Annotated in this window: 16 protein-coding genes and 1 other RNA gene; 13 read left to right on the top strand and 4 right to left on the bottom strand. The window is 65.0% G+C overall.

Features of this window, described 5'->3' with window-relative positions; translation table 11 throughout:
* A partial coding sequence (locus Q0025_RS12100; protein WP_297299436.1) for an energy transducer TonB occupies positions 1–896 on the top strand: 896 nt, incomplete at its 5' end.
* A 4-nt stretch (positions 897–900) separates the two neighbouring features.
* Here Q0025_RS12100 and Q0025_RS12105 read toward each other — a convergent pair.
* Complete coding sequence (locus Q0025_RS12105) at positions 901–1,734, bottom strand: alpha/beta hydrolase (RefSeq protein WP_297299438.1); 834 nt, start codon at positions 1,732–1,734, stop codon at positions 901–903.
* A gap of 77 nt (positions 1,735–1,811) precedes the next feature.
* On the opposite strand from Q0025_RS12105, the gene Q0025_RS12110 reads away from it, so the two are divergent.
* The 11 genes from Q0025_RS12110 (at position 1,812) to Q0025_RS12160 (ending at position 8,928) form a co-directional block, all read left to right on the top strand.
* A complete protein-coding gene (locus tag Q0025_RS12110; RefSeq protein ID WP_297299440.1) occupies positions 1,812–3,032 on the top strand; it encodes a glycosyltransferase family 4 protein in 1,221 nt (406 codons plus the stop codon).
* 202 nt (positions 3,033–3,234) lie between these two features.
* Positions 3,235–3,762, top strand: coding sequence for a translation initiation factor IF-3 (infC, locus tag Q0025_RS12115; protein WP_297299442.1), 528 nt, complete (start codon positions 3,235–3,237; stop codon positions 3,760–3,762).
* A 185-nt stretch (positions 3,763–3,947) separates the two neighbouring features.
* The gene (gene rpmI / locus Q0025_RS12120) at positions 3,948–4,148 is read left to right on the top strand and encodes a 50S ribosomal protein L35 (protein WP_297299445.1); all 201 of its coding nucleotides are present in this window, start codon (positions 3,948–3,950) and stop codon (positions 4,146–4,148) included.
* Between the two features lie 52 nt (positions 4,149–4,200).
* Positions 4,201–4,566, top strand: a complete 366-nt coding sequence (rplT, locus tag Q0025_RS12125) for a 50S ribosomal protein L20 (RefSeq protein ID WP_297299448.1) — start codon at positions 4,201–4,203, stop codon at positions 4,564–4,566.
* Between the two features lie 50 nt (positions 4,567–4,616).
* Positions 4,617–4,769, top strand: a non-coding RNA gene (ssrS, locus tag Q0025_RS12130) — 6S RNA.
* Positions 4,770–4,799: 30 nt separating this feature from the next.
* A complete protein-coding gene (locus tag Q0025_RS12135; RefSeq protein ID WP_297299451.1) occupies positions 4,800–5,372 on the top strand; it encodes a 5-formyltetrahydrofolate cyclo-ligase in 573 nt (190 codons plus the stop codon).
* Positions 5,373–5,396: 24 nt separating this feature from the next.
* Positions 5,397–5,768 carry a DMT family protein gene (locus Q0025_RS12140; RefSeq protein WP_297299453.1) on the top strand — a complete coding sequence of 124 codons (372 nt, stop codon included), beginning with the start codon at positions 5,397–5,399 and terminating at the stop codon, positions 5,766–5,768.
* A 36-nt stretch (positions 5,769–5,804) separates the two neighbouring features.
* Entirely contained in the window at positions 5,805–6,623 is an 819-nt protein-coding gene (locus Q0025_RS12145; protein WP_297299455.1) for a TIGR00282 family metallophosphoesterase, read from the top strand.
* A gap of 14 nt (positions 6,624–6,637) precedes the next feature.
* A complete protein-coding gene (locus Q0025_RS12150; RefSeq protein WP_297299457.1) occupies positions 6,638–7,330 on the top strand; it encodes a phosphatase PAP2 family protein in 693 nt (230 codons plus the stop codon).
* An 8-nt stretch (positions 7,331–7,338) separates the two neighbouring features.
* Positions 7,339–7,962: a cation transporter gene (locus Q0025_RS12155; RefSeq protein WP_297299459.1), complete on the top strand. Its 624-nt coding sequence runs from the start codon at positions 7,339–7,341 to the stop codon at positions 7,960–7,962.
* 219 nt (positions 7,963–8,181) lie between these two features.
* The gene (locus tag Q0025_RS12160) at positions 8,182–8,928 is read left to right on the top strand and encodes a YebC/PmpR family DNA-binding transcriptional regulator (protein WP_297299461.1); all 747 of its coding nucleotides are present in this window, start codon (positions 8,182–8,184) and stop codon (positions 8,926–8,928) included.
* Here the strand turns inward: Q0025_RS12160 and Q0025_RS12165 are convergent.
* From Q0025_RS12165 to Q0025_RS12175, 3 genes are all read right to left on the bottom strand, one after another.
* Positions 8,918–10,543, bottom strand: a complete 1,626-nt coding sequence (locus tag Q0025_RS12165; RefSeq protein ID WP_297299463.1) for an ATP-binding protein — start codon at positions 10,541–10,543, stop codon at positions 8,918–8,920. The genes Q0025_RS12160 and Q0025_RS12165 overlap by 11 nt on opposite strands.
* 92 nt (positions 10,544–10,635) lie before the next feature.
* A complete protein-coding gene (locus tag Q0025_RS12170) occupies positions 10,636–11,052 on the bottom strand; it encodes an EF-hand domain-containing protein (protein ID WP_297299465.1) in 417 nt (138 codons plus the stop codon).
* Positions 11,053–11,219: 167 nt separating this feature from the next.
* Complete coding sequence (locus Q0025_RS12175; RefSeq protein WP_297299467.1) at positions 11,220–12,758, bottom strand: YifB family Mg chelatase-like AAA ATPase; 1,539 nt, start codon at positions 12,756–12,758, stop codon at positions 11,220–11,222.
* Positions 12,759–12,948: 190 nt separating this feature from the next.
* On the opposite strand from Q0025_RS12175, the gene Q0025_RS12180 reads away from it, so the two are divergent.
* Positions 12,949–14,196 (top strand): hypothetical protein, encoded by a 1,248-nt coding sequence (locus tag Q0025_RS12180; protein ID WP_297299469.1) that lies wholly within the window; start codon positions 12,949–12,951, stop codon positions 14,194–14,196.
* Positions 14,197–14,248: the final 52 nt, after the last annotated feature.

A 14,248-nucleotide genomic window follows, 5' to 3' on the forward strand; every position in this document is an offset into this window, starting at 1 on the left:
AACGGGCGCCGCCGCTGAAGCCCGACCTGACCAAAGAAATTCCGGTCGATCTTGTCGCCCAGCCGCCTTCGGGGAGCGGGCCTCCCGGGGCCGCGGCCGGGTCGTCGCCCGCGGCGGCCAAACCCGCCGCCAAGCCGGCGCCGCCCAAACCAGCGCCGTCTCCGGCCGCGCCGAAGCCCGCTGCGGCCAAGCCGCCCGCCCCGTCTGCGCCCAAGCTGGCGCCAAAGCCGGACGCCAAGCCCGAGCCACCCAAGCCCGAGCCGCCCAAACCAGCACCGCCCAAGCCAGCACCGCCCAAGCCGCAACCGCCGAAATTGGCGCCGCCCACGGCGCAACCGCCGAAATCGGCGCCGCCCAAGCCTGAACCGCCCAAGCCTGAACCGACCAAGCCAGAAGCGACCAAGCCAGAAGCGGCAAAACCCCTGCCAAAACTGGCCCCGCCGCCGGTCCAAGCGGCCCCGAAACCGGCGCCCCCGCCGGCCCCGCCGCCGCAGGCTATTAAGCCGCCGAGCCCGACGCCGACAGCGCCGGCGCAAACCGCGAACGCGCCACAGGTCCCGACCCAGGACGATTCGCCTGCCGTAACCGTCCCGCGGCCAAGCGATGATGGCGACGAGATCGTGAGTTATCAGACGCTCGTCTTCGGCATACTGGAATTGAAGAAGCAATTTCCCGCCGATGCGCTGCGCCGCGGCGCCTTCGGTACGGCGATGGTCTATTTTGATCTGAACGACGACGGCTCGGTGAAGAGCGAAAAACTCCTGCGCTCGAGCGGCGATGCGGCGCTCGATGTCGAAAGCCTGGCGCTGATCCAGCGCGCGGCGCCGTTCCCCAAGCCGCCCCCGGGGGCGCAAAAATTCTTTGCCGTGGACATCACGTTCCCGAAGCCGAATTGACGCTTTATTCAAACGTCAGCTCGCCCTGGGCCGGCGTCTCGATCAGGCTCTCGACCGCCTGCGCGAGCAAGGCGAGGTCCGACGGGCGTGAGAAGCGATGCTCGGCGTCCTTGACCAAGGTGAGTACGACCGGATCGCCGGCCAGATGTTCGACGAGCCGTGTCGCATATGTCCAAGGCACGTCGCTATCGTTCATGCCTTGCAGGACATGGATGGGGCAATGGGTGCGGACCGTGGCGTCGAGGATCAGATGTTTGCGTCCCTCTTCGATCAGCGTGCGGGTGATCGGATAGGGCGAGGCCGAATAGGCCGAAGGCAGAAAGCAGCGGCCGTTTTTCTCAAGGTCGCGACGCAATTGCGGCGAAAGCTGATCGAAGATCAGCCGTTCGGTCATGTCCGCCGCCGGCGCGATCAGGATCAGGCCGGCGAGCCGCTGGGCCTCGCCGCTGGCCGCCAGCGCTTGCGCGCAGAGCAGAGCAAGCCAGCCGCCCATCGACGAACCGACGAGGATCTGCGGGCCTCGGCTTTCGGCGCGGATCACGGCGAGGGATTCCTCGAGCCAGGCGCCGATCGTGCCGTCCTCGAACCGCCCCTCCGATTCGCCGTGCCCCGAATAATCGAAGCGCAGAAAGCCGCGGCCGGTCTTGGCCGCATGATCGTCGAGAAAGCTCGCCTTGGTCGCGCGCATGTCGGACATGAACCCGCCGAGCCAGACGAGGCCGGGCAGGGCGGCATTGACGGCGGGGCGCCGCAGAAAAGCGATGCGCCGCGCCGGCGCGCCGACAGCAAGGAATTGTGGACGAAGCGTCGCCGCGGCCGTCGTTGTTTGGCTCTGCATCGCCATCGCCTCTATCCTCGCAGCATGAATCGCGCGCTTAGACCAAACATTGGATGGCGTCCGCAAGGGCCGGATTCGTGGCCTCGCTGACCGGCCCGGCCGCACCCGCGGGTGCTTGGTCCGGCCGCGGCCCGCATCCGCTCGCCGGCCGGACGATCCTGCAGATCGTGCCGCAGCTCGAGACCGGCGGGGCCGACGGCGCAACCCTCGAGATTGCCGAGGCGCTCGCCAATGTCGGCGCGCGGGCGCTCGTCGCCAGCGACGGCGGCCGCCTCGTTCCGGAATTGCAGGCCAAGGGCGGCCTCTGGCTGCCATTTCCGGCGCAGACCCGCAATCCGCTGGCTATGGCGCTCAACCAGGCGAAGCTCGCCGACCTTATCTGGCGCGAGCGTGTCGCGCTGGTTCATGCGCATTCCCGCGCGCCGGCCTGGGTCGCCTATGGGGCGACACGGCGCACGCGCACGCCGTTCGTTACCACCTTTCATGGCGTCTATTCCGGCACCGGCGCATTCAAGCGCAATTACAATGCGGTCATGGCCAAAGGCGATCGGATCATCGCCAATTCGGCGTTCACCGCGCGGCACATCGGCGACGTCTATCCCGATGCCGCGGCGCGCACCCACATCATCGAGCGCGGGATCGATCTGCACCAGTTCGATCCGGCGATGGTCGAGTGGGGCCGGGTGCTCAATCTGCGCCGCGCTTGGAATGTTGCGATCGATGAACGCATCGTGCTGCTGCCGGGGCGGTTTTCGGCCCGCAAAGGCCAATTGGCGCTGATCGAGGCGGCGCGGCTGTTGACCACGGCAGGATTGACCGGGGTCAAATTCATCCTCGCGGGGGATGGGCCGGCGGGCGACCTCAAGGAAATCGATGCCGCGATCGCCAAAGCCGGGCTCGCCGGCATAGTTGTGCGGACCGCCCCTTGCGGGGATATGCCAGCGGCGTTGCTGGCGGCCTCGGTCGTCGCGGTGCCATCGACGCAGCCGGAGGCCTTTGGCCGCATCGCGGCAGAAGCGCAGGCGATGGGCACGCCGGCGGTCGTCTCCGATCTCGGCGCCTTGGCCGAAGTCGTCGCCGCCCCGCCGGAGGTCGATTTCGGGGCGCGAACCGGCTGGCGGGTGCCGCCCGGCGATGCGCGGGCTCTGGCAGCGGCGCTTTACGATGTCTTAACTCTTGGGGCGAGCGCGCGGGAAAACCTGTCGATAAGAGCCCGCGCCCGCGTTCTATCGCGCTTTTCGATCACCCGCATGCAGGCCGAGACCCTTGCCGCCTATGCGCAATTGCTCGGCTCATGAGCCGCCCTGTGGCGGATCGAACGCGGCGTCCCGCTTTTGCTTGTTCTTGCGCGCGGCGCATTGACTTCGCGCCGCATTGCGCCGATTTTCATTATGGGCCCGGTCTGTTTGCGGTGGGTTGACGAACCGAATTGCATGGTTCTCGCCCGCAAGCGCCGGGTTCGATCATTCACAAAAGGAGATTGTCCCCATTCGCCGTCCCATGAAGAGCACCCAGGCCCCGCAAAAGGACGGGCCTCGCACGAACCGTGAAATCCGCGCCCGCGAAGTCCAGCTTATCGATGCCGAAGGCCATAACCGCGGTATCGTCCCTATTCTTGAGGCGCAGCAATTGGCAGACGATGCCGGATTGGACCTTGTCGAGATCGTGCCGACCGCCAATCCTCCCGTCTGCAAAATTCTCGATTACGGCAAATTCCGGTTTCTCGAGCAGAAGAAGGCCGCCGAAGCGCGCAAGAAGCAGAAGGTGGTCGAAATCAAAGAGATCAAGCTGCGTCCCGGCATCGACGACCACGATTATGAGGTCAAGATGAAGTCGGTGATGCGCTTTTTCGAGGAAGGCGACAAGGTGAAGGTCACTTTGCGCTTTCGCGGCCGCGAGATGGCGCACCAGGAACTCGGCTATCGATTGCTGGAGCGGGTGCGCAGCGAGACCTTGCCCTTCGCCAAGGTCGAGGCCGAGCCGTCGATGGAAGGCCGCCAGATGGTGATGGTGCTGGCGCCGAAATAAGGCGCCGGGTTGCCTTTCCCGCAGCTTTGCGCTTATAAGCTCCGCTTCCCCGAACCGCCCGGCTGAAAAGGGCTGCCGTGGCGGTTCGTTAGGCTCGTTCGGCAACGAACGGGAGCGGGAATTTTCCGCTCAAACAAAAATTTGGCGGCAGCGCCCGGCGCTGGCCGACCTATGGAGACGAGCAAATGCCCAAGTTGAAGACGAAGTCCGGCGCCAAAAAGCGCTTTAAGCTGACCGGCACCGGCAAGGTGGTCTATGCCCATCGCGGCAAGCGCCACGGCATGATCAAGCGCACCAACAAGCAGATCCGCAATCTGCGCGGCACCAATGTGCTGTTCAAGAGCGACGGCGACAACGTGAAGAAGTTCTTCCTGCCGAACGATTAGACCGTTTGGCTGATGTCCCCTTCCTTGATTTCGTGAATTCCGGAGATGTTTTATGGCTCGCGTTAAACGCGGCGTCACCTCGCACGCCAAACATAAGAAGACCCTGAAGGCCGCCAAAGGTTTCTACGGCCGCCGTAAGAATACGATCCGCGCCGCCAAGGCGGCCGTCGACCGTTCGATGCAATATGCGACGCGCGACCGCAAAGTCCGCAAGCGCGAGTTTCGCGCTTTGTGGATTCAGCGTCTCAACGCGGCGGTGCGCGAATTCGGCCTGACCTATTCGCGCTTCATCAACGGGCTCGACCGCGCCGGCATCGAAGTCGACCGCAAGGTTCTCTCCGAGCTCGCAATCAGCGAGCCGGCGGCGTTCAAGGCGATCGTCGAGGCTGCCAAGGCCGCCCTCCCGGCCCAGGCCTGAGCCGCCAATTGCCTCTGGCAATCCGCGCGCGCCGGCCCTAGATTGGACCGGCGGAGCTGCGGGGTGCGTGAGGATCATATTCCCCGGGGCCTTATCGATCTCGACGGGAGCTGTCCCTGTCCTTGCCCGTGGGCTTGGGCACACGGCGCCCACCTACTTTGTAGGTTCCCGGGATCGAATCCCACGGCCATCGTGGCCCCGCGCTTGCCCTCTCTGAATCTCCAGAACTCGCCGTGACCGACGCGTCTCCCAAAGCCGCTTTGCGTGCCGAAGCTCTCGCGCGGCGCACGCATGTCACCGGGGCCGAGGCCGCGGCCTTTGCCGCGCATCTCGCCGAAGCTGGCAGTGCCTTCGCGGTCGAACGGGGCGCTAAGATCGCCTCGGCCTTCTGGGCGATCAAGGACGAGGTTGCGACCCTGCCGCTGCTCGCGGGGCTCGCCGCGCGCCAGATCGCCACGGCGCTGCCGGTGATGCGCGGCTTCGGCAAGCCGCTTGAATTCCGCCTGTGGCGGTCGGGCGAACCCCTCGCCGAGGCCAAATGGGGCATTATGGAACCGCTGCCGGCGCCGGAAGTGTTTCCCGATCTCCTCTTCGTGCCGGTCGCCGGCTTTGACCGCGCCGGCAATCGGCTGGGTTATGGCGCCGGCTTCTACGACCGCACGCTCAGGCGGCTGCGGCAGAGGCAACGAATCGTTGCGGTCGGCATTGCCTATTCCGTGCAGGAAGTCGCCGCCGTCCCTGCCGAGACTTATGACGAAAAGCTCGATTTCGTCCTGACCGACCGCGAATGGATCGTCTGCGGCTAGCTGTTGCCATACGGAAAGTCTTTCATGCTCAACATCCCGCCGCGTCTGCTGCCGATTCTTCTGCTGATCTGCTCGAATATCTTTATGACCTTCGCCTGGTACGGGCATCTGAAGTTCAAGGACAAGCCGCTCTGGCTCGTCATCATTTTGAGCTGGATGATCGCGTTCGTCGAATATTGCTTCGCCGTGCCGGCCAATCGCTACGGCAGCGCGGTCTACGATGGTGCCGAACTCAAAGCGATGCAGGAAGTCATAACACTGACCGTGTTCGCGATCTTTTCGGTGCTCTATCTCGATCAGCGTCTGACCTTCAATCATCTGATCGGCTTTGGTCTCATCGCGCTGGGTGCCTTCTTCGTCTTCAAGGGCCCGTTCGACGGGTGGCATTTCGGCTAGCCGGGCTTTATGCTGCGGCGATAGCAGGAATTTCGTATGCGGCTCCTCTTCATCGGCGATGTCGTCGGCCGTGCCGGCCGCCTCGTGCTCACCGAGACTCTGCCTGCCTTGCGCCGCGCCTGGCAGCTCGATTGCGTCATCGTCAATGGCGAGAACGCCGCCGGCGGTTTCGGCATCACCGAAGCGATCCTCGGCGATTTTCTCGCTGCCGGCGCCGATTGCGTCACGCTTGGCAATCACGCTTTCGACCAGCGTGAAGCTTTGAGCTTCATTGAATTTCAGCCGCGCTTGGTGCGGCCGGCGAATTTTCCTGCCGGCACGCCGGGGCGCGGCGCGACGCTGATCGAAACCGCGGCCGGGGCGCGCGTGCTGGTCGTCAATCTCATGGGCCGGCTGTTCATGGACGCACTCGACGATCCGTTCGCGGTCGGGGCGCGCGAGATCGCAGCCTGTCCGCTCGGCGAAGCCTGCGATGCAGCCGTCATCGACTTTCATGCCGAGGCAACCAGCGAAAAGCAGGCTTTCGCGCATTTCATGGACGGTCGCGTCTCGCTCGTCGTCGGCACCCATACCCATGTGCCGACGGCGGATCATCAGATCCTGCCGCAGGGCACCGCCTATCAGAGCGATGCGGGCATGACCGGCGATTACGATTCGGTCATCGGCATGGAAAAGGAGGAGCCGCTGCGCCGTTTCGTCAGCAAGGTGCCGGGCAATCGGCTGGAGCCTGCCGCCGGCGGCGCGACGCTTTGCGGCCTCGCCGTCGAAACCGATGCGCAAGGCCATGCGATCAAGATTGCGCCGGTGCGGATGGGGGGCCGGCTCTCGCAGGCCAAGCCCGATTTTTGGAGTTGAGTGTGGATCGCGGATTGATCTTTGCCGCATCGATTCTGATGTTTCTGTCCGGGCCCCTCGCGGCGCAGACGGTTTTTGTCCCGCCGTCGGCCATTCATGCGGCCGATATGCTGCCGGCGGCCCCCAAAGATGGCAGCGCGGTCCAGAAAGCCGACCTTGCGGAGCTGCATCGGATCCAGGCGCACCGCACCGCTGCCGCGGTTGCCAGGGCGCAGGCTGACGCCGCAACGCGCAACGTCTTTCTCTTCGCGACGATCTTCGGGCCGCGCTTCAACGCCAAAGCCCTGCCTCTGACGGCGGCGCTTTCGGCCGATGTCGAAGCGGCCGAGAAAGCCGACATCGAGCCCGTCAAATATGTCTTCGTCCGCCTCCGGCCCTTCCAGTTCGACAAGACGCTGCATCCCGTCTGCCCGGCAAGCAAGAAGCCGGATTCCTATCCGAGCGGCCATGCGATGAGCGGTTATCTCGAAGCGCTTACGCTCGCCTCGATCCTGCCCGAAAAAAAGGACGCGATCTTTGCCCGCGCCGACGATTATGCGCAGAACCGGCTTGTCTGCGGCGTGCATTACCCGAGCGATGTCGCAGCGGCGCGGCTGCTCGCCTATGCGCTTTTCGCGCTTCTCGCCGATGACCCGCGCTTCGCGGCTGCGCGCTTTGCGGCGCAAAGCGAATTGCGCAATCGGCTCGGCCGCCAGGCGGCGCAATGAGTGTGCCTATGCCAGGCAACGATCCGCGGCTGCGCCGCACGCTGCAGCTCGTCATCGCGCTGAACCTCGGCTTTTTTGCCGTCGAATTCGCCGTCGCGACGGCGATCGGCGCCGTCTCGCTCTTTGCCGACAGTGTCGATTTCCTCGAGGACATGGCGATGAGCCTGCTGGTGCTTGCCGCCATGCGCCTATCGCCGCTGATGCGGGCGCGGATCGGTTTTGGATTGGCCGGCGTGCTGCTGGCACCGGTCATCGCCTTCCTGGCAACGCTTGCGCATAAATTCACCGCCGCCGTGCCGCATGCACCGGAGCCACTGCCTTTTGCCCTCACGGGCCTTGCCGCGCTCGCGGTCAACGCCACCTGCGCGCTTCTGCTCGCCCGGGTGCGCCATGCCGGCGGCAGCCTGACGCGGGCGGCGTTTCTCTCGGCCCGCAACGACATGATCGCCAATCTCGCCATTATGGCAGCGGCCGGGCTAACGGCGCTCTGGCCGAGCATCTGGCCGGATATTGTCGTCGGCCTCGGCATCGCCGGGCTGAATGCCGACGCGGCCAAGGAAATCTGGGCCGCCGCCCGCCGCGAACATGGCGCCGCATTGGCGGCCCGCGACGGTGGCGGCGAAGCCCCCTAGAGCGGGATGCGAAAAGCGTCAGCGGTTTTTCGCAAAAGATCCTGCTCTAAACGATGAGAATCGATCGCGTTTTATGATTTCGGGCCGATTCGATCCGAAATCATCGTGATCTAGGCTCTTCCTTTATTTTCGCCGCGCGCCGGCTTATAGACCGGCCCGAAACGGCCGTCGGGGGCGGCCGCTCCGAAACAGCAACGTGAGCCAGGATTTGAGGGCTGCATGGCAGGGCATAGTCAGTTCAAGAACATCATGCACAAGAAGGGCAAGCAGGATGCGATCCGCTCCAAGCTCTTCTCCAAGCTGGCGCGCGAAATCACCGTTGCCGCCAAGCTCGGCCTGCCCGACCCGGCCATGAATGCAAGGCTTCGCGCCGCGGTGCTCGCCGCCCGCGCGGAAAACATGCCGAAGGACAATATCGAGCGGGCGATCAAGAAGGCCTCGGCCGCGGATTCCGAAAATTATGACGAGGTCCGCTACGAAGGCTATGCGCCGGGCGGCGTCGCCGTTATCGTCGAGGCGCTGACGGACAATCGCAATCGCACCGCCGGGGAAGTGCGCTCCTATTTCGCCAAGGCCGGCGGCACGCTGGCGGAGACCGGCGCCGTCTCCTTCATGTTCGATCATATCGGGGCGATCGAATTTCCAAGAAAAGCGGCGTCCGAGGATGAAATGCTTGAGGCCGCGATCGACGCCGGCGCCGAGGATGTCGTCACGACCGAGGAAAGCCATCAGATCACGACGACGCTGGAGATGATGCGCGACGTGGCGCAGAAGCTCGAGGCGAAATTCGGCGAGCCGAGCAAAGTCGGATTTATTTGGAAGCCGCAGACGAGCATTGGCGTCGATGACGAAGCGGGCGAGAAGATCCTGCGCCTCGTCGATGCGCTCGAAGACAATGATGACGTGCAGAACGTCTATGCCAATTTCGAGATTTCCGACGCGCTGATGGCGAAGCTCAGCGGTTAGCTTTCTTAAGGGACGTCAGCGCCGTCTCAAGCGCGGCAAAATCGACGGGCTTCGTCAAGAATGCGTCGATGCCGGCGGCGAGCGCCTGCGCCTTGGTCGCCGCGAAAGCATCGGCGGTGACGGCGAGGATGAGGCAGCGCGGCGCGCCGGCCGCCGTTTCGAGCCGCCGGATCCCGCGCGCCAAAGCCAAGCCGTCGAGGCGCGGCATTCTCAGATCGACGATCATCGCGTCGAACGGCGCTTCGGCAAGGGCCGCCCGCGCGGCGCTGAGCGCCGCAATGCCATCGCCGGCGCGGCTGAGCCTGGCGCCGCATCGCTCGAGATGTTTCTGCAGAACGAGCGCGTTGATGTCATTATCCTCGGCAAGCAGGATTTTGCGGCCGGACAGATCGAGCGGCGCTAGAGCGACAGCCGGTTGCGGGACAGCTTGCGCGGCGCCAAGGCGCGCCAGCAGCGAACGCAGCCGCAAGGGCTTCACGAGCCAGCCGTCGAAGGTGCGCAAGGCTTGCGGCGCAAACGCGCGCCGTTCCGCGGCGGTGAAAAGCACCAGCTTTTGCGCAACGCCCGCGGCCTCGGCCGCCGCGCTAAGTTCCAAGGTCGCGGCCTCGCCGAGTGCGCAATCGACGATCACGGTCTGCGGCCGATCGGTCCTTGCCGCAGCATTGGCGAGGGCGGCAAGGCCGGATTTCAGCGTTGGCGCCCGAGCGGCTTCGGCCCCGAGTTCCGTCAGTTTTTCGACGAGATAGGGCGCTTCGAATGGCGAAGGTGAGACGATGAGAAAGCGCCGGTCGAGCCGCTCGGGCGCGGGCTCGTGGCTTGCTGCGCCAACCAGCGGCAACGTCAGCACAAAGGTTGCGCCACGCGGCGACGTGGATTCGAGGTGAAGCCGTCCGCCCATCCGCTCGGCAAGCTGGCGCGAGATCGCGAGCCCGAGGCCGGTGCCGCTTCCCTCGCGCGGCGCCGCCTGGGCGAATTCCTCGAAAATGACGTTGGGATTCTGGCCAGCGACGCCCGGTCCCGTGTCGATGACCGCGAATTTGATCGCCTCCGCCGCGCGGCTCACCCGCAGGCCGACGCCGCCCTGGGTCGTGAATTTGACAGCGTTGCCGGCGAGATTGAGCAGCACTTGCCGCAGCCGCGCCGCATCGCCGACGACACAGGCCGGAAGATCGGCGGCGATATGGCTCGCAATATCGAGACCCTTGGCGTGCGCGCGCGGCGCCAAAATCTCGATTGTGCCCTCGACAAGCAAGCTGAGGTCGAAGGGCGCTTCGGTCAGCGTGACCTTGCCGGCTTCGATCTTCGAGAGGTCGAGGATTTCATCGACCAGGGCCGCAAGGCTTCGCCCCGACGCGCGAATGGCCTCGACATAGGCGCGTTGTTCCGGCTCAAGCGCCGTCGCGGCCAAGAGATCGGCGAGGCCGAGAATGCCATTGAGGGGGGTGCGGATCTCATGGCTCATCGTGGCTAGAAGCCGCGATTTCGCTTCGCTCGCCGCCTCGGCGCGGTCGCGCGCGTTCTCGGCCTCCTGGCGCGTGAAAGCCTCATCGGCCGCGTCCTTGCCGGCCAAGTGCGGCGCCCGCTCGGGCGCGGACGATAGAAGGGCTTCGCGCATACGCTGTTTCTACGCGCGAAGCCTTGCGATTGTGTTGTCCGAGAGTGCAGAAGTTTAGAGTCGCGGCGCAGAGAGGTCCGCGCCGCCCCTGGCTATTGGATCAGGCGGTCGAGTTGAATCCCCGCCGTCGAATGCAATTCCTTGCTCTCGACGGTGCCATTGCCGTCCTTGTCGGCGGCTTTGAACAGCGAGGCGGCCAAGCCGACATATTCATCTTTCGTCAAGGTTTTGTCCTTGTCGGGGTCGGCCGCGACAAAGTTCTTCTTGCTGACGTGATGCGCTGCTTCCTTCATATCGAGCGTGCCGTCTTTGTCCTTGTCGAGCTTGTCGAATTCGGTCGCGGCGGCAGTCTTGGCTTCGTTGAGGTCGATTGACCCGTCTTTGTCCGCGTCGGCGGCGGTCAGCGCCATTGCGGCCGAAGCCTGGGACAAAGCGGAGAGCGCCAGCGGCGCGGCAGACAGGCCAACAACACCAAACAACATCATAATGGAACGGCGGAGGCTGGACATGCGTCTCTCCATAAAATGGTGCAACGCAGAATAATACGGCCGACACATGCCGTAAACGCCAAGGTTCAACGCTCGCTGTTTGGCGAACGTTCCGGACTTTTCGGAAGAACGGGAGAGAATTCGTTCTTCGGCGCCGCCGGCATCACTGGGCTGCGCCGGCGCGATGTTTAGGCCGCGCGCAAGGCCTGCCCGTTGCTGATTCGATAAGACAGGGCCTCGGCGAGATGCGGACGCCCGACGGTCGAAGCGCCGTCGAGATCGGCGATGGTGCGGGCGAGCTTCAACGTGCGATGGAAGCCGCGTGCGGACAGATTGAGCCGTTCCGAGGCCTCGCGCAGCAAGGCCATGCCGGCCACATCCGGCCGCGCCGCCTCTTCGATGACGGAACCCGGCGCCGCCGCATTGGCGGAAACATGCGGCAGGCCCAGCGCGGCATAGCGCGCAATTTGAATGTGCCGCGCCGCCGCGACGCGCGCGGCGACCTCGGCGGAGCCTTCGGCAGGCGGCGGCAACAGCAGATCGGCGGCATTGACCGCAGGCACCTCGATCATGAGATCGATCCGATCGAGCAGCGGGCCGGAGAGGCGCGCCTGATATTGCCCGACGCACCGCGCCGCAGGCTGTCGGCTGCAACTGAAGCCCGGATCGAGCGCATGGCCGCAACGGCAAGGGTTCATCGCCGCGACGAGCTGAAACCGCGACGGGTAGACGATCCGATGATTGGCACGGGCGATGGCAACTTCGCCGGTTTCGAGCGGTTGGCGCAGCGAGTCGAGAACCTGCGGCTGGAATTCGGGCAGTTCATCGAGAAACAGCACGCCTTGATGGGCAAGCGAAATTTCGCCCGGCCGGGCATGGACGCCGCCGCCGACCAGTGCCGCCATCGAGGCCGAATGATGCGGCGCGCGAAACGGCCGCCGATCGGTCAAGGCGCCGCCTGCCAATTGTCCGGCGACCGAATGGATGAGGGAGACTTCGAGCAATTCCTGCGGCGTCAGCGGCGGCAGGATCGACGGCAGCCGTGCCGCCAGCATGGATTTGCCGGCACCGGGCGGTCCGTTCATGAGCAGGTTATGGCCGCCGGCAGCGGCGATTTCGAGCGCCCGCTTGGCGCTTTCCTGGCCTTTGATATCGCGCAGATCCGGCTGAAGGCCGACAGCGCCGCGGATTGCCGGGCTCGGCCGGCTCAACACCTGCGCGCCCTTGAAATGATTGGCGAGCTGGATCAGCGAGCGCGGCGCCAGGACGTCCATATCCTGCGACGCCCAGGCGGCCTCGCCGCCGCGCGCCTGCGGGCAGATCAAGCCATGGCCGCGTGCATTGGCGGCGATCGCCGCAGGCAGAACGCCGGCAACCTCGGTGATCGCGCCGTCGAGCGCGAGTTCGCCGAGAATCGTGAAACCTTGGATCGCATCGGCCGGGATGGCGCCGATTGCCGCCATGATCCCGACCGCGATCGGCAAATCGTAATGGCTGCCCTCCTTCGGCAGGTCGGCCGGCGCCAGATTGACGGTGATGCGCTTGGCGGGCAGGGCGAGCCCCGACGCATTCAATGCGGCGCGCACTCGCTCGCGCGATTCGGCGACGGCCTTGTCGCCGAGACCGACCAGCGTGAACATCACATTACCGTTAGCAATCTGCACCTGCACGTCGACAGGCCGCGCCTCGATCCCCTCAAAGGCAACTGTCGCGACCCGCACAACCATCGCCAACCCCTCGCATCCCTCGCGCGTCGTCGGCAAAAGCTAAGCATAACTTCGGGATAACGGCAAGAACAATTGCAGAACATCAGCAAACCGGCCGCTCGTCGTGCTAGCGTCGATGGCGGCGCGCCGCCGCTTATGCGACGATTTGAATCCTTGCCCAAAGGGCGGCGCGCTGGCTCAGGATTTCATGATGGCTGCCGCTCGCAGAGTCTTTGCCGATCCCGCTGCCGATGCGGCGCGCCTGCTGTTTCGGCTCGCGCTTTTTTTGCTGATGGTCGCGACGCCGGTGGCGGAACTCGTCTATCGCGGGCCGCTCTATGTCTTCCTGCCGGTCGGCGCCTGCATCCTGATCGTCGCCGGCCGCTTGGCGCGGGCGCGGGAAGGGCGGCCGAAACTGTTGAAGCTTCTGAGCTCGCCGATTGCGGGGGCGGCGCTGTTCTTGTTCTTCTGGGCCGGTCTTTCGCTTCTGTGGACGCCGTTTCCCGACGAAGCGGCGACGCGGTTCTTCAAGGCCGCCGGGACGGCGCTTCTGGTCTTCTTCGCCATCCTTGCGCTGCCGGCAAAGACGGAAGCAGAAAATCTCTATCTGCTGCCGATCGGTCTCACGATCACGGCCGTTGCGACGGTCGCGTTGACGCTTTTCGCCCCGCACATGTTCTGGCAGGGGGAGCATCCCGATTCGACACTTGCCCAGCGCAGCGTCATGACGGTCACGGTCCTGCTATGGCCAGCCCTTGGCGCGCTCGGGCTGCGGGAACGATGGTTCCTCGCGGTGGGTCTCGCGGCGGTCGTGACCGCGGCCGCCTTGGCAACCTTCATCCAGGTCGCACTGGTGGCGCTCGCCCTTTCGGCCATCGTCTATGCGATCGCCGTCAGCGAGCCGCAAAAGGTCGGCCAGATCCTTGGCTTTGGCCTCGCCGCCTTGGCGGTGCTTGCACCGGTTGCGGCGCTCGCGACGCTCGCCATTACCAGTCTCGCGCATGTGCCGCATGTCGGGCCGGGGCTCGTTTTTGCGGATCTTTTTCTGCGCCAATGGCCGCGGTTCATTACCGGGCATGGCCTGGATTTCGCGCAGCGTGCGCTCGAAATCGGCGTGCTGCCGCGCGGCGCGCCGCGCAGCATCCTGTTCAAGTTCTGGTATGAGCTCGGCGTCCTCGGCGTGCTGGCCTTCGCGGTTCTGGCGGTCAGCGTCTTCATCGCTGCGGGGCGGGCGCCGGCCTATATCGCGCCGGCTTTGCTGGCCGGCCTCGTTTCGGGTCTCGTCGTCGCCATTTGGGGCGCCGAGACAACGCAGATCTGGTGGATTTCGCTGTCGGGGCTCGATGCCATTGCCCTCGCGCTTCTGTGCAAAGGCCTGCCGCTTGCCAAACGCCCGCTGGCGCCGCCGGCGGAATCCGAGCCGTTCGAAACGGATGTGAGCGCGGATTTCGAAGATTGACGGCACAACTGCGATGATTTCGGATCGAAACGACCCGAAATCCATAAACGGG

Origin of the sequence: uncultured Methylovirgula sp. (genome assembly GCF_947646745.1) — a bacterium.
Lineage (GTDB): Bacteria > Pseudomonadota > Alphaproteobacteria > Rhizobiales > Beijerinckiaceae > Methylovirgula.